Raw genomic sequence first — 23,389 nt, forward strand, 5'->3', positions numbered from 1 at the left:
TCATCAGAGGTGGGCATAAGATGGAAGGATATTTGGTTCTTGAAGATGGAACTGCCTTCAGCGGTGAATTGGAAGGCCTTGATGGCTGTACCGGTGAAGTCGTCTTTTACACGGGAATGACCGGTTATCAGGAGGTTTTGACAGATCCTTCATATAAAGGACAGATTATTGTGTTCACATATCCGCTGATCGGCAACTACGGCATTAATGACAGCGATTATGAAAGCAAGCGCCCGCAGGTAAAGGGCGTTGTCGTCTATGAAGCGTGCGACAAGTTTTCCCATTATCAGGCGAAAAAAAGCCTGCGCGAGTACTTGGGGAAATGGGATGTTCCGCTTTTGTCACACGTTGATACGAGATCGGTCGTCCAGCATATCAGAGCCAAAGGAACGCTCAATGCCAAGCTGACCTTGCAAAAGGACAGCAAGCCGGGTCCGCGTCTAATGGAAAATGTCGCAGCACAGGTCGCCGGACAGAATGAAAACGGCACTTTTGGAGAAGGCTCGACACATGTTGTGCTGATCGATTTCGGCTATAAAAAATCGATCGCTTCATCCCTTGTCAAACAAGGCTGCAAAGTGACGATCGTTCCATATCAAGAGATGGAAAACGTCTCAAAGCTGAATCCGGACGGGATCGTCCTTTCGAACGGCCCGGGGGATCCGAAAGCCATCCTCCCGTATATGGAAACGCTTCGGGGGTTAATCAAAGCCTACCCGACGCTCGGCATTTGTCTCGGGCATCAGCTGATCGCCCTCGCCTTTGGCGGTGACACGTATAAGCTGCCATTCGGCCACAGGGGAGCCAATCATCCTGTCGTAGACAGAGAAACCGGCCGCGTTTTTATGACGAGCCAAAACCACAGCTATGTGGTAGATGAGGCTGCGATCAGCACAAAGGAATTTTCGGTCAGGTTTCAGCATGTCAATGACGGTTCTGTCGAAGGACTGATGCATAAAACACGGCCTGTCATATCCGTTCAGTTTCATCCGGAAGCCCATCCGGGACCGGCTGAAAGCGAGTGGATATTCAGCGAATATTTACAGAAATTGAACGAAGCAAGGAGAGAAATCGCCCATGCCTAAAGATCACACCATTAAAAGCATACTCGTTATCGGATCAGGCCCGATTATCATCGGGCAGGCTGCAGAATTTGACTATTCCGGAACACAAGGATGCATGGCGCTGAAAAATGAAGGCTTTCGGGTAATTCTCGTCAACAACAATCCGGCGACGATCATGACCGATGAGTCTTTTGCCGATGAGATTTACTTTGAACCTTTGACGACAGAAAGCCTCACGCAAATTATCAAGCGCGAAAAGCCGGACGGACTGCTTGCCAATTTAGGCGGGCAAACGGCGCTCAATTTAGCGGTCGAGCTTGAAAAAGCCGGGATTCTCAATAAATACGGGGTGAAGCTGCTCGGAACATCGGTGGATACGATTGAAAAAGGCGAGGACAGGGAAAAATTCCGTGCCCTGATGAAGGAGCTGAATGAGCCGGTTCCCGATTCGGAAATCGTCGACAACAAAGAGGACGCGCTTCGTTTTGCACTCTCCATCGGTTTTCCGATCATCGTTCGCCCGGCTTATACATTAGGCGGAAAAGGCGGGGGCATCGCGAAGACGGAGGAGGAGTTCATGCCCCTGATCGAAAGCGCGCTCCTCGCCAGTCCGATCCATCAATGCCTTGTTGAAAAAAGCATTGCCGGTTTTAAAGAAATCGAATACGAAGTGATGCGCGACAAGAACAATACATGCATCACCGTCTGCAACATGGAAAACATCGATCCGGTCGGCATCCACACCGGTGACTCGATCGTTGTCGCCCCGTCGCAGACATTAACCGATGCTGATTATCAACGGTTGCGTTCGGCCAGCCTGAAAATCATTTCAGCGCTCGATGTGGTCGGAGGCTGCAACATTCAATTTGCACTTGATCCGGAGAGTCAAAACTACTATGTCATCGAAGTCAATCCGAGGGTCAGCCGGTCTTCAGCCCTCGCTTCGAAAGCGACCGGCTATCCGATCGCGAAAATGGCGGCCAAACTGGCCGTCGGCTACACGCTCGATGAACTGAAAAATCCGCTGACAGATTCGACATATGCGAGTTTTGAACCGGCGCTTGACTACGTCGTCGTCAAATTCCCGCGCTGGCCGTTTGACAAATTTAAAAACGCCGACCGGAAGCTCGGCACAAAAATGAAAGCGACAGGGGAGGTCATGGCGATCGACCGCAACCTTGAAGCGGCGCTGCAAAAAGCGGTCGCATCCCTTGAACTGAAAACGGTCGGAACCCATTTGCCAGAGCTTGGCGACGTGTCTTCCGATGCTTTGTGGACTTTGCTTGAGACCCCTGATGACCGCCGCTTTTTCGCGGTCATGGAACTGTTGGGCCGGGGCGTTTCTATCGAAGACATTCATGTGAAAACGAAGATCGATTACTATTTCCTCCATGTATTCGCCAACATGATCCAGCTTGAAAACACGCTGATGGAACAGGGGGACGCCCTTTCCGGCGACCTGTTGAAAAAGGCCAAAGAAAAGGGCTTCACCGATTTGACGATCGCTTCTTTAACGGGAAAAACGGAGGAAGACGTACGCGCGCTCCGCAAGCAAAAAGGCATTACCGCCTCATTTAAAATCGTCGATACTTGCGCCGCAGAGTTTGACGCAAAAACAAACTATTTTTACTCCACTTATTTCGGAGAAAGCGACGGAGATTTCTCACGGAAAACGAAAAAACGGGCCCTTATCATCGGGTCCGGACCGATCCGGATCGGCCAGGGCGTCGAATTTGACTACAGCGCCGTTCACAGCGTCATGACGCTGAAAAGCCTCGGATACGAAACGATCATGCTGAACAACAACCCGGAAACGGTCAGCACGGACTATGAAATGGCAGACCGGCTATACTTTGAACCGATCACACCCGAACATATTTTAAATGTCGCGGAAGCCGAGGATATCGATTTTGCCATTGTTCAATTCGGCGGCCAATCGGCCATCAATGTGGCTGAAGCGATCGAGAAAGCGGGTGTCCCCCTTTTGGGTACGTCATCTGAAACACTTGATTTGCTTGAAGACAGAGACCAGTTTTATCAGCTGCTTGATGAACTGGACATCGCCCACGCCAAAGGGGAGACGGCATCATCAAAAACAGAAGCCGTGCAAAAAGCACATGATATCGGCTATCCGGTGCTGATCAGACCGTCATATGTCATCGGCGGGATGGGAATGATGATCGTTCAGTCGGAAGAAGAGCTTCTGGAGCTGGCAGACGGTGCAGCGATGCCGTATCCGATTTTGATCGATCAATACATTTCCGGAAAAGAATTTGAAATTGACCTTGTAAGCGACGGTGAGGACATTTATATCCCAACCTATATCGAACATATCGAAAAAGCCGGGGTCCATTCCGGCGACAGCTATGCGATTCTCCCGGGGCCTTCTGTGACCGGCAAAATGAAGCGTGCCGCTGCAGAAGCAGCCGGAAAAATCGTCCGCAAGCTTGAATTTAAAGGGATGATGAACATTCAATTCATCGCGAACGGAGACGAACTGCTCATCCTTGAAGTCAATCCGCGGGCAAGCCGGACCGTTCCCGTCGTCAGCAAAGTGATGGGAGTCCAAATGATTCCGCTTGCGGCAAAGCTCTTAACCGGATTGACGCTCAAAGAGCTGAAGCCCATGTCACAAAACAGCCGCGGTGTGGCTGTGAAATTTCCGGTCTTTTCATCACATGCGATCCAGGATGTCGATTTGAAGCTCGGACCTGAGATGAAATCGACAGGGGAAGGAATGTATGTCGCATACAGCCCGGAAAGCGCCATGAAGAAAATTTTTGCAGGCGTCTGGAAGACGAAAGGCTGCATCTACATGGAAGCGGGCAGCGATCTGAAACATGTCGCAGAGCAGGCGGGCTTCACCGTTCAATCCGCCGATTTTGCAAGCTGGATCAAACGGCCGGACAAAGCGCTTCATATTAATTTGACGAATTCCGCTGAGGCGAAACGGCAGCGCATGGACGCCATTACCCATGGAGTGGCCGTGATGACGGAAGAAGACACGGTGCGGGCATTTTTAAAAAGCGGGAGCGGAACGACACGGGCCGTTTCCCTCAAGGATTTATACAAAAAGGAAGTGGAAATATGTCTACTGTAAACATCGGGAGTTCCCCAAAAATTGATTTGTCCGGCAAAGATTTTTTAAGCCTGAAAGACTTTGCGAAAGAGGAAATCCTTTATTTGCTCGAAGAAGCAGCCGCCATGAAGAAAAACAAAATACAAAACATCTTTAACGGAAAAACATTGGCGATGATTTTTGAAAAATCATCGACGCGGACGCGCGTATCGTTTGAAGCTGGCATGGCCCAGCTCGGCGGAAACGCTTTGTTTTTAAGCAGCAAGGATATGCAGCTCGGCAGAGGCGAAACGATCGCCGATACGGCAAAGGTGCTCTCAGGCTATGTTGACGCCATCATGATCCGCACATTTGAACACGAAAAAGTTGAAGAGCTTGCCGAACATGCGGACATTCCCGTTATCAACGGTTTGACAGACCTTTTTCACCCGTGCCAGGCGCTCGCAGACCTTTTGACCATTCAAGAAGCAAAAGGAACGTTAAGCGGGCTGAAAATCGTTTATGTCGGCGATGGCAACAATGTCGCCCACTCGCTTTTAATCGCCTGTGCCAAAGTCGGCAGCGACATTACGGTTGCCTCGCCTAAGGGCTATGAACCGGACGGGGAGATTGTCAAGCTTGCCGAAGTGTTCGCATCTGAATCCGGTGCGAAGGTGACGATCACCAATGAGCCAAAAACAGCCGTACAGAATGCGGATGTCATTTATTCAGATGTTTTCACAAGCATGGGGCAGGAAGCGGAAACAAACGAGCGCCTCAATGTGTTTAAGCCGTATCAAGTGAACGGCGCCCTTGTCTCCGGCGCCAAACCCGATTATATCTTCCTGCACTGCCTTCCCGCCCACAGGGAAGAAGAGGTGACAGCGGAGATCATCGACGGACCGAACTCAGCCGTCTTCCAGCAGGCGGAAAACCGTCTTCATGCGCAGAAAGCCTTGCTGAAGGCGCTGCTTGCTTAAAACGAAAAAACGGCTGATCAATGAAGATCAGCCGTTTTTTTATGCAAATATCAATACCGCGATTCCGATGATAAAGCAATAGATGGAGAAATAAATCAAGTTTCCTTTCGCCATAATATTCATAAACCAGCGCAAAGAAAAATACGTGGCAATGATGGAGACGATGAACGCAAACAAATAAGGAAGGAAAAGCTCTCCCAGGCGCGGATCATTGAAAATATCGGTGATGCTTAAAATCGTTCCGCCGAGGCTGACGGGTATGTATAGCAAAAACGAAAAGCGCAGCGCGGTTTCAGACTTAAGGCCGAGCGCCATAGCCGGCACGATCGTCGCTCCCGAGCGGCTGATGCCGGGTACAAGGGCAACCATTTGCGCAAGCCCGATAATGACGGCGTCTTTCAATCTCATTTCCCCGTCGTTTTTCCGGCCGCGAAGATTGCGGATCAAAAACAACGCCAAACCTGTAATGAGCAATGTGATCGCGGTAATGTGCACACCGTCTTTAAAGAAAGCCGAGATTTCATCATCGAATAAAACGCCGACAACACCAGCCGGGATTGTGGCGATGATCAGATAGACGATAAATCTGAAGTCTGCCTTTCCTTTTTCGTTTCCGGCTGTTACATAGGACAAGCCGTTCGTCGCCAGCCGGATGATATCGCGTTTATACACGAGCAATACGGCGATCAAAGAGCCGGCATTCATCAACAGCTCAAAGCTGAACCCTTCAATTTTCAAGCCTAAAAAATGCTGTGCAAGGACCAAATGCCCGCTTGATGAGACAGGGATCGGTTCGGTAAATCCCTGAAGGAGCCCTAAAAGGACATACTTAATCAACATTAAAAAATCCATGGTTTTCCTCCGTTTCACATGTATTCTCTTCCGCCCTTCTAACAGACGGGAGGGAAAGATGTTATGTTTCAATAATCAACCGCTTTTTTCATTAAACTAAAAGAAGCAAAAGATTGTAAAGATAAAATCAACATGTTTTGTGCATGAACAGGGAAATCTAAAGGCTAAAAAGGGGTGAAACAAATTGGGACAGCAGCATCAATTCCGCCCGGGCCAAAAAGCGCCCAACAACGGTGTATATGTTGAAATCGGCGAAACTGGGAGCATGGTGAAAAATCCGCAGCAAATTAAATTGTCGGCAGGTGAATATTTCCCTGAGACATCCAACCATAACCGGCTTTGGACCTATAAAAGAAAGCCGTAAAAAAACAGCCGTCCGATATGGACGGCAATAAAAAAACCCCGCTATTTAAAGCAGGGGTTTTTATTGTTGACTTGCTTCCTGTTTAACAGGCATAATTTCTCCAAGAACAATTACGGCTGCAAAAATGATGAAGCCCATAATGGAACTGGTCTGAAAGTTGTATGCAGCACCGTTCATGGCGCCGACAATGTAGCAGGCCATGTGCGCCAAAAGAAATGTCCAAATAAAAGTCACGACAAATCGCACGTTCTCCACACCTCGTCCTTCTCATTCAATTCTAAAGCTTATCATACCACACATAAGGTAAACTAGAAAGGGCATTTTCATGAACAAACAAGCTCTCCTTGAGCTTCGTATTCAGAAAAATCAGATCGGCGGTTTCTAAAAGTTTATTTTCATCATGCTGACTGGGACTTTTCCTTATTCGTTTGATGCGCTCTCCACATAAAATATTGGAGCAGATTACGGCAGGAAGGAGGCAGGCAAGTGATGAAAATAACGGAACGTTTTTTTAAAGTCGATTCAGAGTGGAATGTGATCCATCTTCCATACAGACCAAACGGTTTTGCGGTGTTTATTTTCGGCGACCGGAACCATTTCGTCGGGGAAGATTCGAGTTTTTGGCTGCAGCATCACGGAAGACACGAGCTGTTGACAAGTTTGCGAAACAAAGGCTACACCCTTGTCAACAGCAATTTGTTCGGCAGGCACTGGGGCTCTGAAAAAGCGATTTCATACGCGAAGCAGCTCATTCACTATGTGTTCAAACAGGAAATTTTAAATGGAAAAATTCATCTCCTGGCAGAAGGAACAGGCGCGCTGATCACCGATGAACTCCTCCGCTCGATTCCGGATCAAATACGTTCTGCAGCGCTGCTCAATCCTTGCCTCGATCTTCAGGCTCATCATCAAAGGGAAAAAGAAAATAAATTTTTTTATAAGCAGTTTATGAAAGAAATTGCAGAAAGCTACCGCATCTCTGAACGTGAGGCGGCCGATTACCCGTTTAAAAGCATCTCCCCGTACCACAACCTCGTCCCTGTCCATATTTGGCAAAGGCTAAACGGTTCTCCATACCCGTATATGATCCATGCCAAAACGTTTGAGGAACGGCAGCAAAAAGGCGATTACCGGGTGGGGCTGACACTGCATCTGTTTGATCATCCGCAACGCCTCCACTCAGCGATCGCGCAATTTTTCAAAATGCATGAAAAAGTATTATAGAGAATAGAATGGTAGCAGCCCGTTTTTGATCAGGGCTGTTTTTACTTGGAGAAAAAGCTGGATCGAAAGGTGGTCAAAGCACATGAAATCCGCGCTGGTGTATGGAGCAGATGAATTCTTCGGCCTTTCATTTTGCGAACGTCTTCTTGAGGAAGGCGTTGACATCGGTGTCAAATTAAATCAGCCGGACGATGACATCAGACGGCTTTACCTGGAAGAGCGGTTAATGTGGCTTGTGAGAAACAAACATTTCCGCATCATTGAAAAAGAGCCTGAAAGCGAATACGACAAGGTGTTTATTCAATATACAGGCTGCATGTCCGAAAAAGAGCTGAGCGCATTGACGCAAAACAAGCCCGCCGTTTTGCTTGTCTATCAGCATCAAATGGAAGAAGATTGGTGCCAGCGCATTGCACAGCAAGGAGTGAAGACCATCGTACTGCCGGATATGTACGGTCCCTGGAACGCGGAAGAAGAAGGTCCAGAGCAAGGGGAAGCGTGTTTTTTTGTGGATGACGTTGCAGCTCAGCTCGCCGATTTCATGGTGCACCAAAACCTTGAGGAATTGGAGTTCGAACAGAAAACAACTGCGGAAGAGGCCGATGCCAAAATCGAGGAATGGAAGAGACAAATGTCTACAACTTTCGACAAAAAATAAGAAAGATCTTCCTTATCTACCCTTGAAAGGATACAATAAAGATAGATTAAAACTGCTTGTTTTTTGAAAGGGAGTTGAACATGGCATGGTGTACAGGCTTGGCATGATTTTTTTGGTTTTCCTTGCCTTATGCGGCTGCCGCTCAGCGCCGCTTGCGGGGAAAATTGAAAAAGTCGGTTTGCTTGTCCCTGATACAATAAGTGATCAAGTATGGGGAACCAAAGGATATAAAGGCTTGTTAAGAATACAGTCTGTTTTCAATGTCGATGTCTATTATAAAGAAGGAATTGACAATGAGGCGGCAGTCAAAATGGCTGTAGAGGATTTTCATAAAAAAGGCGTCAATTTAATCTACGGGCACGGAAGCGAATACGAAAAAACCTTTAATGACATAGCTGACGACTATCCCGATATTCATTTTGTGCTGATGAACAGCAAGGCCGAACATCAAAATGTGACAAGCATATCCCTCGCAGGAAAAGCGATGGGATTTTTCGGAGGCATGACAGCAGCCCACCAATCGAAATCGAACAAAATCGGCGTGCTTGCGACACAAAAGTGGCAGCCTGAAGTTGAAGGTTTTATCGAAGGCGCGAAATACATAAATCCGGACATCGAGGTCATCACAGACTATGTAGGGCAGTGGGATGACGCCGAAAAAGCCATTATATTATATGAAAAAATGAAAAAGAAGGGCGTCGATGTTGTGTATCCCGCCGGAGACGGGTATAATGTCCCTGTCATTGAACAAATCAAAAAAGACGGTTTGTACGCCATCGGCTATGTGAGCGACCAGTCTGAATTGGGGGAAAACGTCGTATTGACAAGCACCATTCAGCATGTCGACGAGGCCTATGAAATCACAGCCGCAGAATTTAACAAAGGCGAACTGAAGGGTGGCCGGCGGACCTTCGACATTCAGGAAGGCGTCATCGAGATGGGGGAGTTCAGCCCGGTCGTCGATCAATCGTTTCAAAAAGACATGAAAAGGTTGATTGAACAATACAAAAAAACAAATAAACTGCCAAATGAATATGCGAGGTGACCGAGAGATGCAGCACGAAAAATCGATGGAATTTTTGCAAATTGCCATGAAGTACGTTCCCGAAGCAAAAGAAGAAATGGAGAAAGCGGGCATTGAGCTTTCACCTGATATGCTCCAGCCGTTTATGACCTTATTTACGAAGGTTATGGCTGAAGCGTATGAGCTCGGAAAAGCAGATGCCGACGCAGACGCTTGATAACTGGGAAAAGCCACTTTAAAGAGAAGTGGCTTTTTAGATGGAAATCTTTTTTCGCAAAGCGCTCACCATCGAGCCGATTTCTTTAAACATCGGCTTCAGTTCATCGATCGAATCCATAATTTGTCCAACCTGGTTCATGACATGCATGTAGTCGGGTTCCTGTGCGGTGTTTGTTTCTTCAGCTTCCTGGCGATCAGACTGTTCCTCGCGGTGTGCGGGCTGATTTGTGCCGAACATCATTTTTGAGAAAAAATCGTCATTTGCCATCCATCATCCCCCCTTGCTCTATTTACCACTACTATATGAAGGTTCTCTGCTGATAGATTAGACGAATATATTGCCAACTGAAAAAAAATAGGGTAGGATTAGTACCAGATACTAATAATTACTCATAACATTAGTTGGAAAAAATCATGAATAAAGGAGTCTTTCCTATGAAAGCTGGAATTATTGGAATTGGCCGGTACATCCCTGAAAAAATACTGACCAATTTCGACTTGGAAAAGATGGTTGAAACTTCTGACGAGTGGATTCGTACAAGAACAGGAATAGAAGAAAGAAGAATCGCAGCCGAAGACGAAATGACGTCTGACATGGCTGTCGCCGCTGCAAAAAAAGCGCTGGAAGATGCAGATGTTAAGGCGGAAGATCTTGATATGATCCTCGTTGCCACCGTTACTCCTGATCAGTCATTCCCGACAGTGTCCTGCATGATTCAAGAAAAGCTCGGTGCATTCAACGCTTGTGCGATGGATATCAGTGCGGCCTGCGCCGGTTTTATGTACGGTCTTGTCACCGGAAAACAGTTTATCGAAGCCGGAACATACAAGCATGTGCTTGTTGTCGGAGTGGAGAAGCTTTCAAGCATTACCGACTGGGATGACCGCAACACGGCCGTTTTATTCGGAGACGGAGCGGGAGCCGCGGTTGTCGGACCAGTCAGCGATGACAAAGGCATTCTTTCCTTTGAGCTCGGCGCAGATGGAAGAGGCGGAAAACACTTGTACTTGGATGAAAAAGATCATACAATCATGAATGGCAGGGAAGTGTTCAAATTCGCCGTCCGCCAAATGGGAGAATCCAGTGTCAATGTCATTGAAAAAGCGGGACTGACTAAAGAGGATGTCGACTTTTTGGTGCCTCATCAGGCCAACATCCGGATCATGGAGGCGGCGCGCGAACGTTTGGAGCTTCCGCTTGAAAAAATGTCTAAAACGGTTCATAAATATGGAAACACATCAGCCGCTTCAATTCCGATTTCACTTGTGGAAGAGCTTGAAGCTGGTAACATTAAAGACGGTGACGTCATTGTGATGGTCGGTTTCGGCGGAGGCTTGACATGGGGAGCCATTGCCATGCGCTGGGGCCGCTAGAAAGAAAGGTGAGGTGCAACTTATGAATAGTAAAAGAGTAGTCATTACCGGATTAGGAGCTTTATCACCTCTTGGTAATGACGTCAAAACGAGCTGGAATAATGCGGTTAACGGGGTTTCCGGGGTCGGGCCGATTACACGGGTCAATGCGGATGAGTATCCTGCAAAAGTGGCCGCAGAATTGAAAGATTTTAAAATAGAAGATTACATGGATAAAAAAGATGCAAGAAAAATGGACCGGTTCACACAATATGCCGTTGTCTCTGCGAAAATGGCTGTCGAAGACGCGGGGCTTGACATCAATGATAAAAATGCCGACAGAATCGGCGTTTGGGTCGGTTCCGGCATCGGCGGGCTCGAAACGCTTGAGCAGCAGTTCGAAACATTTTTGACAAAAGGACCGCGCCGGGTCAGCCCGTTTTTCGTGCCGATGATGATCCCCGATATGGCGACTGGACAAATTTCGATCGCGCTCGGTGCAAAAGGCGTTAACTCATGTACGGTTACGGCATGTGCGACGGGCACGAATTCCATCGGCGATGCCTTTAAAGTCATTCAGCGCGGCGACGCCGATGTGATGATCTCGGGCGGAACGGAAGCGCCGCTGACAAGAATGTCATTTGCGGGCTTTTCTGCGAACAAAGCGCTCTCGACAAATCCGGACCCGAAAACGGCGAGCCGCCCGTTTGACAAAAACCGCGACGGCTTCGTCATGGGAGAAGGAGCGGGAATCGTCGTCCTTGAGGAGCTTGAGCACGCATTAAACCGCGGAGCGACAATCTACGCGGAAGTGGTCGGCTACGGTTCAACGGGAGACGCATACCACATCACCGCGCCTGCGCCAAACGGAGAAGGCGGCGTCAGAGCGATGAAAGAAGCGATTAAAGACTCGGGTCTCGCTCCTGAATCTGTCGATTATATCAATGCGCACGGCACAAGCACACCGTACAACGATAAATTCGAAACGATCGCCATTAAAGAAGTCTTCGGCGAACACGCCTACAAGCTTGCCGTCAGTTCGACAAAATCGATGACAGGGCACCTGCTTGGCGCTGCCGGAGGAATCGAAGCGATCTTCTCAGTGCTTGCTATTAAAGAAGGCATCATTCCTCCGACAATCAATATTGAAACGCCTGACGAAGATTGCGATCTGGACTATGTTCCGGACAAGGCGCGCCGCCAGGATGTCAATGTTGTGCTCAGCAATTCGCTCGGCTTCGGCGGACACAATGCGACACTTATTTTCAAAAAATATGAATAGCCTCTTTGAAACGGCTGCCATCTAGATGGTAGCCGTTTTTTATGGCCTGCATAACATACAGGTGAAAAAGGAGTGAAGAGAAGATGAGTGTCGCTAAAACATACGAATGGTATGAACAAGCTTTATCAATGCGGGAGCTGTCTTTTTTTCTTCTGCCGTATTTCAAAGGGGCGCCGAAGGAAAAAAGCATGTCGCTGATCAGCCATCTGCAATCCCACGGCATGGTCAAAAATTGGCCGGAAGGCAGGGATACGATGAAGGAGCTCAAGAAAAAAGGCGTATTTGAACAAGCGGAAAAAGAAGAACAGCTGCTCAAAAAACGGTGGAACGGACCCGACGTTCCGATCATCATCCTTCCAGTCGATGAAAGAAACCGCAAAATCCGCGCCGAATTCGGATCAAAATCAGGGCTTGCCTTTCATGACAAACTCTTTTTGTTTCTTTCAGCACACCTTTCTCCCCCGGCCGTTTCAGCGGTCATGACCCATGAATATAACCATGTCTGCCGGTTAGAAAATATCGCAAAAGAAGAAAAAAATATGACGCTTCTTGATACAATTATTCTCGAAGGCCTGGCCGAAAATGCCGTTTATGAACGTCTTGGAGCATCGGAAACAGCAGCATGGACCAAGATTTACTCGGAAAAACAGCTCGCCCATTTTCAAACCCGCCTCGTTGAGCCGCATTTCGAGCTGAAACGCCACGAAGGACGACTATTCTCCAATATTTTATTTGGAAAAGGTTATTATCCTGATATGCTCGGTTATGCCGTCGGCTACAATATTGTAAAAAAATATTTGTCGAAAAAGAAATTGAAAGTTGCCGATGTTTTATCCCTTCCGTCTGAAGATTTTATAGAGCTGTCGCTTTAAAACATTAAAATTATGGGATTAAATTAATATTATTACATTTAATCTAAAAATTCCTTGCTTTTGTAATGGTTATGTAATAATATACAACTATAAAATTTTAAGATAATTCAGTCTTATCCAGCAGCTTTTGAAAAAATAAATATTAGTTTTCAATTATATTTAACTTCTGATCTATGGGAAGGGGAATCTAGATGAGCGCATTGCTGGAAGTCAATGATTTAAAAACTTATTTTTTTAGAAAAAAACAGCCGATTCCGGCGGTTGACGGCGTCGATTTTTCGATCAAAAAAGGGGAGACCGTGGCGCTGGTTGGAGAATCAGGCTCAGGAAAAAGCATCACATCCCTCTCCATCATGGGGCTGGTTCAGAGCTCCGGCGGCAAGATCATAAACGGCTCCATCAAACTGGAAGGCCAGGATCTCGTTACATACAAGGAAGAAGATTTCTGCAAGATTCGCGGAAACGAAATCTCGATGATTTTCCAGGAGCCGATGACATCGCTCAACCCTGTTTTAACGATCGGCGAACAAATCAGAGAGGTATTGATCTATCATAAAAAGCTTTCTAAAAAAAAGGCCGAACAAAAGGCGGTTGAACTGTTAAAGCTTGTCGGCTTTTCAAGAGCGGAACAGCTGATGAAAGACTACCCCCACCGCTTGTCCGGCGGCATGAGGCAAAGGGTGATGATCGCGATCGCCCTCAGCTGCAACCCGAAACTGCTCATCGCCGATGAACCGACGACAGCGCTGGATGTGACGATTCAAGCACAAGTGCTGGAGCTGATGAAAGATTTATGCGACAAATTTAATACCTCGATTCTTCTCATTACCCATGATCTCGGCGTCGTCTCGGAAATCGCAGACCGCGTGATCGTGATGTATTGCGGACAAGTTGTGGAAAACGCTGCAGTAGACGAACTCTTTGATGAACCCCTGCACCCCTATACAAAAGGCCTGTTAAACTCCATCCCTGTGATTGACGGCTCCATTGAAAAATTAACAGCCATAAAAGGAAATGTACCAACGCCTGACAACCTTCCGGCAGGCTGTCGTTTTGCCCCGAGGTGTCCGAACGCGGTCGATAAATGCTGGGGTGCCCAGCCCGGCTTGAAAACGCGGCCGGACGGCCGGTCCGTCAGATGCTTCTTATATGAGGAGGAGGAGTAAGGCGATGACATCAAATGTAGAACAGTTGGAGACCACACAGCAGATAACCGGAGACGAACCCTTGCTCGAACTGAAGGACGTCAAAAAATACTTTCCGATCCGGTCGGGAATTTTTCAGAAAAGAATCGGCGATGTCAAGGCGGTCGACGGCCTCAGCTTTTCATTAAAGCGCGGCGAAACGCTCGGGATCGTCGGTGAGTCGGGCTGTGGAAAATCAACGGCCGGCAGGACGATGATCCGTCTTTACAAACCGACAGCAGGGCAAATCCTTTTCAAAGGCCGGGACATTTCCGGGCTGTCGGAAGAAGCTTTGAGAAAAAGCGTCCGCAAAAATATCCAAATGGTTTTTCAAGATCCATACGCCTCTTTGAATCCGAGAAAAACCTTGCGTTCCATCATCAAAGAACCCTTCACCACACATCATATGTACAATCTCAAAGAGCGCAATGAAAAAGCTGAAGAGCTATTGGCGAGGGTCGGCCTGCATCCGTCCTTTGCAAACCGCTATCCCCATGAATTTTCCGGAGGCCAGCGCCAGCGGATCGGAATCGCGCGGGCACTCGCCTTAAACCCTGAGCTCATCATCGCCGACGAACCGGTTTCGGCTTTGGATGTGTCGATTCAGGCCCAAGTGATCAATTTGATGGAAGAGCTTCAAGCAGAATTCAACTTGACGTATCTGTTCATCTCCCATGATTTGAGCGTCGTCCGCCATATCAGCGACAGAGTCGGCGTGATGTACCTCGGCAAAATGATGGAGCTGACGGATAAGCATGAACTGTACGACAATCCGCTTCATCCATATACACAGGCCTTGCTTTCCGCCGTCCCCGTCACAAGGAAAAAAGGCCGGGAGAAACGGGAAAGGATCGTTTTGAAAGGGGAGCTGCCGAGCCCTGCCAATCCTCCAAATGGCTGCGTCTTTCATACGCGATGTCCGGCGGCAAAAGCGATTTGCGCGGAAACGGCACCCGCTTTCAAGGAAGTGAAAGCCAACCATTTTGTGGCATGCCACCTTTACGAATAAAGGGAAAGGCCTTCACATATTTAATCCTTGAGAGGGGGAATGTCTTCTTAAAAAACGGGGGTCAATTCGTCTGAAAGGAAGGACAACAGTTTAATAAGGGGGAATTCATAAAATGAACATGCGCAAAACAGGATTTTCGATTTTTAGCTTGCTATTGATCTTATCTATTTTTCTAGCGGGCTGCAACAGCGGTGAAGTCGGCGGGGAAGAAAAAGAAGGCAAATCTGACGGAAAGCCTCAAAAAGGCGGGGACTTGGTTATCGGTTCGACAGGAGAGCCTACTTTATTTAACAGTTTATATTCAACAGATGTTTCCAGCTCTGATATCGAAGGGTTTATATTTGACGGGCTTGTCGGCTCTGATACGAAACTAAATCCGACGATGAAACTCGCTGAAAAGATTGATGAGTCTGAGGACGGACTAACCTTTGACGTCAAACTGAAAGAAGGCGTCAAGTGGCATGACGGCGAGGAATTCACCGCGGATGACGTCGTGTTTACGTACAACATTCCGCTCAGCAAAGATTATGCGGGCGAACGCGGCTCAAACTTCGAAATGATCGACAAAGTGACAAAAAAAGGAAAATACGAAGTGGAATTCAAGCTGAAACATAACGACCCTTCATTTTTGCCTGTCACTTTAAGCTACTATATTCTTCCTGAACACATTTTGGGAGATGTGCCGATTAAAGATCTCGGCGACCATGAATTTAACCGGAAAAATCCGATCGGCACCGGGCCGTTTAAATTTGTGGAATGGAAGCAGGGGCAGTACGTCAAAGTGGAAGCAAATGAAGATTACTACGGGGAAGGACCTTATCTCGACACACTGACATACAAAGTGATTCCGGACGCCAACGCGGCGCTCGCCCAGCTTCAGGCAGGGGACATTGATTATTTCGTCGTCCCTGGAACAGATGTCAAAACGGTCGAAAAATTTGATCATGTAAGGGATGAATCAGGACTCGGCCTGAACTATGCGTACATTGGCTGGAACGAGAAAAACGAACTGTTTAAAGATAAAAAAGTCCGTCAGGCGCTGACACATGCGATTGACCGCAAAGCGATCGTCGATAATGTCCTTGACGGCGACGGAGAAGTCGCGAATATCCCGGAAAGCCCAGTCTCATGGAACTATCCGAAAGATGCCGATATTCCGGTCTTTGACTACGATCCGGAAAAAGCGAAAAAAATGCTGAAAGAAGAGGGTTGGGAAGATACAGATGGTGACGGCATTTTAGACAAAGACGGGAAAAAGTTTTCGTTTACACTGAAAACAAACCAAGGAAACAAAGTGCGTGAAGATGCGGCCGTCGTCATTCAGCAGCAGCTGAAAGAAGTCGGCATTGAAGCGAAGCCGCAGATTGTCGAGTTCAGCGCTCTAATTGAGCAAACGAGCGCGCCAAACTGGGATTACGATGCGCTTCTGTTAGGCTGGAGCTTAGGGACCTTCCCTGATCAATACGACATTTTCCATTCCAGCCAGTCTGAATCGGGTCTCAACAACATTTGGTACAAAAACGAAGAAGTCGATAAGCTGCTTGTGGAAGCGAAAAAACTGAAAGACCGCGAAGAATACTCAAAAGCGTACGAGAAAATTTATAAATTAATTGCCGAAGATCAGCCGTACACGTTCTTGTTCTACTATAATTACCACCGGGCGGTTCCTAAAAACTTAAGAGGCTTTGAATTCCATCCGAAAGATGATTTCTACAACATTAATAAATGGTGGCTGAAACAATAATCTCATATTCTTTAAAGGGGAGAGGGCGGTTTTCCTCTCCCTGCGCTTTAAAATCCATGATAAAAGGGGAATAGAAGATGGTGACATACATTATTCGGAGAACGTTAATGTCTATTCCGATCTTGCTTGGAATTACCATTCTTTCCTTCGCGATTATGAAATCGGCCCCCGGCAATCCGGTTTCGCTCATGCTTGATCCGTCGATCACCCAGGCTGACCGGGAGCGATTCATCGAGAAATACGGGTTGAATGAGCCGGAGCATATTCAATATTTGAAATGGCTCGGCAATATGTTGCAGGGCGATTTTGGCACCTCGATCGTCAGGAAGGGAACGCCTGTCATTGATTTGATTCTTGCGCGGCTGCCCAACACGCTTCTGTTAATGGTTGTTTCAACCATACTGGCGCTTTTAATTTCGATACCGTTCGGCGTGCTGTCGGCGCGGCGCCCTTATTCCAAGCTTGATTACGGCATTACGTTTACATCATTCATCGGTCTTGCGATCCCGAATTTTTGGCTTGGTCTGATCTTGATTATGGTTCTTGCGGTCAACTTGGGCTGGTTTCCGACCGGCGGTGTGATGACGCTCAACTCCGGTTTCAGCATATGGGATCGGGTTCATCATTTGATTTTGCCTGCATTCGTACTTGCGGTCGCCGATATGGCGGGGCTCACGCGGTATACAAGGTCGAGCATGCTTGATGTGCTCAGACAGGATTACATACGAACGGCCAGAGCAAAAGGCTTTAAAGAAAATCGCGTCGTGTACAAGCACGGTTTGCGCAACGGACTGCTTCCAGTCGTGACGATTTTTGGACTGATGATTCCTTCTTTTATCGGCGGAGCGGTCATTACCGAACAGATTTTCAGCTGGCCGGGTCTCGGAAAACTGTTTATTGATTCCGCGTTTCAAAGGGATTACCCGGTTATTATGGCCATGACCGTCATTTCTGCCGTGCTGGTCGTCATCGGCAACTTAATCGCCGACATTCTGTATGCGGTGATCGATCCGCGGATTGAGTATTAACAATAAGGGGGGGATAAACGATGCCACAGCCAAATCCTTCAGCACCTTCAGCGGAAATCGGATTACAGGAAAACATTCCGCAAAAACCGGAAACGATGACGAAAATCTTTTTTGAGAAATTCTTTAAAAATAAGCTGGCTGTCGCCGGCGGCCTGATGCTTTTAATTGTGGTACTCTCAGCGCTTTTTGCACCTTTGATCGCTCCATATGCACCGGAACAGCAAAATCTGCTTCACAAGCTGCAGGCGCCGAGTGCCGAACATTTGATGGGAACGGATAAATTCGGCCGCGATATTTTCAGCCGCCTGCTGTACGGAGCGCAAATTTCCTTGCTTGTCGGCTTCGCCTCAGTGCTCGGGTCGATCACGATCGGAACCGTGGTCGGCGCCATTGCCGGCTATTTCGGCGGAATCATTGATGCGATATTGATGAGAATCGTTGATATCATCCTATCCATCCCGGATATCTTTCTCTTGATCACGCTGGTCACGATTTTCCAGCCTGGCATTGACAAGCTGATTCTGATTTTCGCTTTGACGAGATGGACGACGACGGCGCGGCTTGTGCGCGGAGAATTTTTGTCCTTGAGATCGCGGGAGTTTGTCCTGGCCGCAAAAACGATCGGGACGCGGAGCTACAAAATCATTTTTTCGCACATCCTGCCGAACGCCATGGGGCCGATCATCGTTGCGGCGACACTGTCCGTCGGTACCGTGATTCTTGCGGAATCGGCATTAAGCTATCTCGGCTTCGGCGTCCAGCCGCCGATGGCGAGCTGGGGCAACATGCTGCAGGATGCGCAAAACTTTACGATCATGATTGAAGCGTGGTGGTATCCGCTGTTTCCGGGCTTGATGATTTTAATCACCGTTTTGTGCTTTAATTTTCTCGGAGACGGGCTCCGAGATGCGCTTGATCCGAAGAATATTAAATGAGAAAACAGGGGCGTCTTTCAGGCGGCCCCGTTTTTTTATGAGCCATTGCCATAGATGGAATAATTTCCTTTACCCTTGCCTATACTGTGGACAACAGTTTTTATAAAGTGAGGGGTTAGGAAATGTTATTTCTTCATGATGTGTGGGTGAATTGGTTTGAGGGAGAAGAAAATGGCTACAATGTCTGTCACTTTCATGAATGGCGGAAGGAAGACAGTGTTGAACTGTTGGATCAGGTGCCTTTATTAAGAGTTTCGTCCGTTTTGTTCAACTACATAGAAAATGATCTATCAGAACTTCCATCCGAATTATTAAAGGATGTCCATCAAAAAGCATATATCCGCAAAAACCATGAGCGTACACAGCTTGATCATTGCTTCGTCGTAACAGACGGCATCGGAATCCTGGCGGTTGATACAGCCGGCTATTCGATCCCCGTCAGAAAAAGCCGCCTCATCCCAAGACAGGAACAGCTCGTCTATGACATGGTCAAGGACGTTGAAGCACAAGAATACGAATTTGCACCGGAAAAGCTGCAGTCTTCCAAGGAATACCACATCTTATCATTATCACCGGAGCATGTCAGAGGATTAACAAGAAAAGAACGTCAGCTGAAACAGCTGCTGTTCATGGCGCTTGATCAGCTGAAAGGTCTTAAAAACCGCGCTGAGATCGCCTACTGGTACACGGAATGGAATCCGTATATGTATGAACAGATTAAACGGATGACATTTGAAGAAATCTGGGACATGCTTTTCAATGAAACGATTGACGGCTGGTCTGACAAACACCGGGACTTTTGTGAAAACTTAATTAAAGGACAGCCGTTTTTTGAGAAGCTTTGGGAAATTGAAAATGAGTCAAAAGTCAACTAAAAAGCCGTCGGTCATGCCGATGGCTTTTTTGCGCTTTCCATTAAAAAACAGAACCTTATACTAATAAAGAAAAAACACGGCGAAAAAGCGGCTTCTGCAGGACCAGAGGCATGTTTTCATCAACGCGAATTATAGGAATATCGCATTTTGCGGCCGTGCAGGCCTGTTCTTTATGAAAAACACCTTCTCATTGCAGAAGCAATCAAGAAGGTGTTTTTTGCTTAACGTCTTTTGCGGCCGAGCCCCATCGCGTTTTCCATTTTCTTTAGCATTTTGCCCGCCGCTTGGTTTGCCCGTTCGGCGCCTTCGTCCAGAATCCGGTCCAATTCCTCAGATTCGATCAATTCATAGTACCGATCTTGTATCGGCTTCAGGGCGCCGACGACGACGTCGGCGAGATCGGTTTTAAATTCGCCGTAGCCTTTGCCCTCGTATTTGGCCTCAAGCTCATCGATTGAGACTTGTCCGAGAATCGAATAGATGGTCAGCAGATTGGAGACGCCCGGTTTGTTTTCTTTGTCGAACTTCACGATTCCGTCAGAATCGGTAACGGCGCTCTTGATTTTTTTCTCAAGCTGCTTTGGATCGTCAAGCAGGGTGATGAACGCTTTTTGGTTCGGGTCCGATTTGCTCATCTTTTTGAGCGGGTCGGCAAGCGACATGATGCGGGCGCCGACTTTCGGAATCTTCACTTCGGGAACCGTAAAGATGTCATTGTATTTTTTGTTGAAGCGTTCTGCCAAATTTCTCGTCAGCTCAAGATGCTGCTTCTGATCCTCGCCGACGGGAACGACGTCTGTGCCATACAGCAGAATATCGGCCGCCATGAGCGGGGGATATGTCAAGAGACCGGAGACGACGGCTTCTTTTCCGTGTGATTTGTCTTTAAACTGAGTCATCCGCTCAAGCTCGCCGATATAGGCGACACACTGCATCATCCAGCCTGCCTGGGCATGCGCCGGCACCTCGGATTGGATGAACAGCGTCGCCTTCTCCGGATCAAGGCCGATGGCCAAGTAAAGCGCGGCCAAGTTGCGGATGTTTTTTCTCAATGCGAGGCGGTCCTGCGGAACCGTAATCGCATGCTGGTCAACGATGCAAAAATAGCAATTGTAATCATCCTGCAGCTCGACAAACTGCTTCATCGCACCGATGTAGTTGCCAAGCGTAACAGAGCCGCTCGGCTGAATTCCGGAAAATATCGTTTTCTTCATATGAATCCCTCTTTTCATTTCAAAATAAAAAGGCCCACTCTTCCCTTAAGAAAGGGACGAATGAACCGCGGTGCCACCCTGATTATTTCATTATGATCAAAATGAAATCACTTTAAACGTTGTTAACGAAGCCTGCTCCGGCTGAGCCTACTTATACGTGTTCGGTCAGCTGCTCCAAAGCCCATTCCACATTCGCCATTATCCGCTCCCAGCCCCGCGGACTCTCTGTAAATGGGGAGAAATGTGTACTCTTCTTTTTCAAAGCATTTATCCATAATTTTATTATATATAAATTCGAAATGAAAGTCACGGGGCTCCAAAAAGAAAAACAATATCGGGATGAGAAGAGTCGGCCTGACAGTGGTGAATTCTTTATAACGAATAGTAAATGTTATATGTGTAAAACGTTTCTTTCTGTTAAATATCGACTTTCATTTTAGTGTGTTTACGCTTTAATACAGAGAAGTATATTTGTATCATTGGTAGAAAAACTGACAAAGTTAAATTGTTTGAATAAAAAAATAATTGAAAATTAATATTGCAATAAATTATTCTATTAATTATAATGAATTTGTTCACTTCGGTGTTACAGGTTCTTTACATAAAAATATTCAGAATAGACGAAACAGAGAAAAAAGTATGGCAAGTGGACCTAATACTTTTTTATGATAAATCTGAATGTTCAGGAGTAAGGAACTAAAAAATATGAATTAGGGGGGTTTCTTTTTGAAGAAGCGTTGGTCATTAATCAGTTTAATGCTTATTTTCACTCTCGTTCTCAGCGCCTGCGGCTTCGGCTCAAGCTCTGGCGATGGTGGTAAAAAAGACAGCAAAGGCAAAGACACATTGAATGTAAACATTAAAACCGAGCCGTTTTCACTCAATCCGGGACTTGCGAACGATTCGGTTTCTGCAAACGTACTTCGTCAGACTTTTGAAGGATTGACGACAATCGGCAAAGACGGAAAGCCGGTTGAAGCTGCCGCGTCAAAAATCGAAGTCAGCGATGATCAGAAGACATACACGTTTACGATCCGCGATGGCGCGAAATGGTCAAATGGAGATCCTGTAACAGCGGAGGATTTTGAATACGCTTGGAAATGGGCACTTGACCCGAAAAATGAGTCACAATACGCTTACCAGCTTTACTACTTAAAAGGCGGTGAAGCGGCGAACACCGGCAAAGGCAAAATTGAAGATGTCGGCGTTAAAGCAGTTGATGACAAGACGTTGAAAGTCGAGCTTGAAAAACCGACACCGTACTTTACGGAATTGACGGCATTCTACACATATATGCCAGTCAATAAAAAGGTCGCTGAGAAAAATCCGAAATGGTATACAAAAGCCGACGAGAACTACGTATCCAACGGACCTTTCAAAATGACGAAATGGAAGCACAACGGAAGCATCGTGCTGGAGAAAAACGACCAGTACTGGGATAAAGACGCTGTCAAGCTGAAGAAAATCAACATGGCGATGGTCAACGACGCCAACACCGGCCTCAACATGTACAAAAAAGGCGAGATTGATTTCGTCGGACAGCCACTTGATGAGATTCCGACAGATGCGATTCCAAGCCTGAAAAAAGAAGGCTTGCATATCGATCCGTTCGCAGCCGTTTACCTTTACAAATTCAATACGGAAGCTGCTCCATTGAACAATGTCAACATCCGTAAAGCCTTGACATACGCGATCAATCGCGAGGCGATCGTTAAAAACATCACACAGGCTGAACAGATTCCGGCGATGGGATTCGTTCCGCCGGCTGTCACCGGGTTTGAGTCAAACAAAGGTTATTTCAAAGATCACGATGTTGAAAAAGCAAAAGAATACTTGAATAAAGGCTTGAAAGAACTCGGTTTGAAAAAGGCGTCCGACCTTCCGAAAATCACGCTTTCCTACAATACGGATGAAGGCCACCAAAAAATCGCCCAGGCCGTACAGGAAATGTGGAGCAGGGATCTAGGCGTTGATGTTGAATTAGGCAATGAGGAATGGAACGTATACATTGATAAACTCCATACCGGAAACTATCAAATCGGCCGCATGGGCTGGATCGCCGACTTCAACGACGCGATGAACTTCCTTGAAACATACCGTGACAAAGAAGGCGGAAACAATGATACAAACTGGGAAAATGCAGAATACAAAAAATTGCTTGAAAAAGCTTCCACAGAAACCGATGACGATAAACGCATCGAGCTGATGAAAGAAGCCGAAAGCATCATTATGGATGAACTGCCGATCGCTCCGATTTACTTCTACACAATGCCTTATATGCAAGATGAAAACTTAAAAGGCGTTGTTCTGACAGGGACTGGAGAGATCTATTTCAAAACAGCGTATTTTGAATAAAACTGCATCAAAAAGTATATGGGGCCTAGGAGTTTCCCCCCATATACTTTTATTTATGAAAAGAAGTTAATAGACTGAATATTCGGAGGTGTGTA

22 protein-coding genes and 1 other annotated feature are annotated in these 23,389 nt (G+C 47.0%); of the genes, 18 read left to right on the top strand and 4 right to left on the bottom strand.

Annotated elements, in window-relative coordinates; genetic code table 11:
• Nucleotides 1-20 precede the first annotated feature (20 nt).
• Genes ACINLD_RS01480 through argF form a run of 3 tightly spaced genes read left to right on the top strand, consistent with a single transcriptional unit; the run spans nucleotide 21 to nucleotide 5,102 of the window.
• On the top strand, nucleotides 21-1,085 hold the full coding sequence (locus ACINLD_RS01480) for a carbamoyl phosphate synthase small subunit (protein ID WP_077737058.1): 1,065 nt from the start codon (nucleotides 21-23) through the stop codon (nucleotides 1,083-1,085).
• Nucleotides 1,078-4,164, top strand: a complete 3,087-nt coding sequence (locus ACINLD_RS01485) for a carbamoyl phosphate synthase large subunit (protein ID WP_077737057.1) — start codon at nucleotides 1,078-1,080, stop codon at nucleotides 4,162-4,164. Before ACINLD_RS01480 ends, ACINLD_RS01485 begins: the two co-directional genes overlap by 8 nt.
• The gene (argF, locus tag ACINLD_RS01490; RefSeq protein ID WP_410206882.1) at nucleotides 4,152-5,102 is read left to right on the top strand and encodes an ornithine carbamoyltransferase; all 951 of its coding nucleotides are present in this window, start codon (nucleotides 4,152-4,154) and stop codon (nucleotides 5,100-5,102) included. Before ACINLD_RS01485 ends, argF begins: the two co-directional genes overlap by 13 nt.
• A 39-nt stretch (nucleotides 5,103-5,141) precedes the next feature.
• On the opposite strand, the gene ACINLD_RS01495 is transcribed toward argF, so the two are convergent.
• Complete coding sequence (locus ACINLD_RS01495; protein ID WP_077737055.1) at nucleotides 5,142-5,954, bottom strand: undecaprenyl-diphosphate phosphatase; 813 nt, start codon at nucleotides 5,952-5,954, stop codon at nucleotides 5,142-5,144.
• A gap of 184 nt (nucleotides 5,955-6,138) precedes the next feature.
• Between ACINLD_RS01495 and ACINLD_RS01500 the strand changes: the two genes are divergently transcribed.
• Nucleotides 6,139-6,318, top strand: coding sequence for a YjzC family protein (locus ACINLD_RS01500; RefSeq protein WP_026586386.1), 180 nt, complete (start codon nucleotides 6,139-6,141; stop codon nucleotides 6,316-6,318).
• 60 nt (nucleotides 6,319-6,378) lie between these two features.
• Here the strand turns inward: ACINLD_RS01500 and ACINLD_RS01505 are convergent, their stop codons facing one another.
• Nucleotides 6,379-6,564, bottom strand: a complete 186-nt coding sequence (locus tag ACINLD_RS01505) for a YjzD family protein (RefSeq protein WP_026586387.1) — start codon at nucleotides 6,562-6,564, stop codon at nucleotides 6,379-6,381.
• A gap of 243 nt (nucleotides 6,565-6,807) precedes the next feature.
• Here ACINLD_RS01505 and ACINLD_RS01510 point away from each other — a divergent pair, with 243 nt between their 5' ends.
• The 4 genes from ACINLD_RS01510 (at nucleotide 6,808) to ACINLD_RS01525 (ending at nucleotide 9,441) form a co-directional block, all read left to right on the top strand.
• Nucleotides 6,808-7,542: a hypothetical protein gene (locus tag ACINLD_RS01510; protein ID WP_026586388.1), complete on the top strand. Its 735-nt coding sequence runs from the start codon at nucleotides 6,808-6,810 to the stop codon at nucleotides 7,540-7,542.
• Nucleotides 7,543-7,624: 82 nt separating this feature from the next.
• Nucleotides 7,625-8,200 carry a hypothetical protein gene (locus ACINLD_RS01515; protein ID WP_077737053.1) on the top strand — a complete coding sequence of 192 codons (576 nt, stop codon included), beginning with the start codon at nucleotides 7,625-7,627 and terminating at the stop codon, nucleotides 8,198-8,200.
• Between the two features lie 85 nt (nucleotides 8,201-8,285).
• Nucleotides 8,286-9,245, top strand: coding sequence for a BMP family ABC transporter substrate-binding protein (locus ACINLD_RS01520; protein WP_077737052.1), 960 nt, complete (start codon nucleotides 8,286-8,288; stop codon nucleotides 9,243-9,245).
• 7 nt (nucleotides 9,246-9,252) lie between these two features.
• Entirely contained in the window at nucleotides 9,253-9,441 is a 189-nt protein-coding gene (locus ACINLD_RS01525) for a ComZ family protein (protein WP_026586391.1), read from the top strand.
• 36 nt (nucleotides 9,442-9,477) lie between these two features.
• On the opposite strand, the gene ACINLD_RS01530 is transcribed toward ACINLD_RS01525, so the two are convergent.
• The gene (locus ACINLD_RS01530; RefSeq protein WP_026586392.1) at nucleotides 9,478-9,711 is read right to left on the bottom strand and encodes a hypothetical protein; all 234 of its coding nucleotides are present in this window, start codon (nucleotides 9,709-9,711) and stop codon (nucleotides 9,478-9,480) included.
• Nucleotides 9,712-9,878: 167 nt separating this feature from the next.
• Between ACINLD_RS01530 and ACINLD_RS01535 the strand changes: the two genes are divergently transcribed.
• The 9 genes from ACINLD_RS01535 (at nucleotide 9,879) to ACINLD_RS01575 (ending at nucleotide 19,725) form a co-directional block, all read left to right on the top strand.
• Nucleotides 9,879-10,817, top strand: a complete 939-nt coding sequence (locus ACINLD_RS01535) for a beta-ketoacyl-ACP synthase III (RefSeq protein ID WP_077737051.1) — start codon at nucleotides 9,879-9,881, stop codon at nucleotides 10,815-10,817.
• A 22-nt stretch (nucleotides 10,818-10,839) separates the two neighbouring features.
• A complete protein-coding gene (gene fabF / locus ACINLD_RS01540) occupies nucleotides 10,840-12,078 on the top strand; it encodes a beta-ketoacyl-ACP synthase II (protein ID WP_026586394.1) in 1,239 nt (412 codons plus the stop codon).
• A gap of 83 nt (nucleotides 12,079-12,161) precedes the next feature.
• A complete protein-coding gene (locus ACINLD_RS01545) occupies nucleotides 12,162-12,950 on the top strand; it encodes a DUF2268 domain-containing protein (RefSeq protein ID WP_077737050.1) in 789 nt (262 codons plus the stop codon).
• 191 nt (nucleotides 12,951-13,141) lie between these two features.
• Complete coding sequence (locus ACINLD_RS01550; protein WP_077737049.1) at nucleotides 13,142-14,116, top strand: ABC transporter ATP-binding protein; 975 nt, start codon at nucleotides 13,142-13,144, stop codon at nucleotides 14,114-14,116.
• A 4-nt stretch (nucleotides 14,117-14,120) separates the two neighbouring features.
• Complete coding sequence (locus tag ACINLD_RS01555; protein ID WP_077737048.1) at nucleotides 14,121-15,143, top strand: ABC transporter ATP-binding protein; 1,023 nt, start codon at nucleotides 14,121-14,123, stop codon at nucleotides 15,141-15,143.
• 112 nt (nucleotides 15,144-15,255) lie between these two features.
• The gene (locus ACINLD_RS01560) at nucleotides 15,256-16,887 is read left to right on the top strand and encodes a peptide-binding protein (RefSeq protein WP_409444888.1); all 1,632 of its coding nucleotides are present in this window, start codon (nucleotides 15,256-15,258) and stop codon (nucleotides 16,885-16,887) included.
• 77 nt (nucleotides 16,888-16,964) lie between these two features.
• Nucleotides 16,965-17,915, top strand: a complete 951-nt coding sequence (locus ACINLD_RS01565; protein ID WP_026586399.1) for an ABC transporter permease — start codon at nucleotides 16,965-16,967, stop codon at nucleotides 17,913-17,915.
• A 20-nt stretch (nucleotides 17,916-17,935) separates the two neighbouring features.
• Nucleotides 17,936-18,850 (top strand): oligopeptide ABC transporter permease, encoded by a 915-nt coding sequence (gene opp4C / locus ACINLD_RS01570; protein ID WP_277692631.1) that lies wholly within the window; start codon nucleotides 17,936-17,938, stop codon nucleotides 18,848-18,850.
• A gap of 122 nt (nucleotides 18,851-18,972) precedes the next feature.
• The gene (locus ACINLD_RS01575; RefSeq protein WP_077737045.1) at nucleotides 18,973-19,725 is read left to right on the top strand and encodes a YjbA family protein; all 753 of its coding nucleotides are present in this window, start codon (nucleotides 18,973-18,975) and stop codon (nucleotides 19,723-19,725) included.
• A gap of 221 nt (nucleotides 19,726-19,946) precedes the next feature.
• Here the strand turns inward: ACINLD_RS01575 and trpS are convergent, their stop codons facing one another.
• Nucleotides 19,947-20,939 carry a tryptophan--tRNA ligase gene (trpS, locus tag ACINLD_RS01580; protein WP_077737044.1) on the bottom strand — a complete coding sequence of 331 codons (993 nt, stop codon included), beginning with the start codon at nucleotides 20,937-20,939 and terminating at the stop codon, nucleotides 19,947-19,949.
• A gap of 49 nt (nucleotides 20,940-20,988) precedes the next feature.
• Nucleotides 20,989-21,210, bottom strand: a binding site (T-box leader).
• Between the two features lie 455 nt (nucleotides 21,211-21,665).
• Here trpS and ACINLD_RS01585 point away from each other — a divergent pair.
• Nucleotides 21,666-23,294 (top strand): peptide ABC transporter substrate-binding protein, encoded by a 1,629-nt coding sequence (locus ACINLD_RS01585; protein ID WP_409444887.1) that lies wholly within the window; start codon nucleotides 21,666-21,668, stop codon nucleotides 23,292-23,294.
• Nucleotides 23,295-23,389: the final 95 nt, after the last annotated feature.

The organism is Bacillus sp. z60-11 (assembly GCF_046464135.1).
Classification (GTDB): Bacteria; Bacillota; Bacilli; order Bacillales; family Bacillaceae; genus Bacillus; species Bacillus sonorensis_A.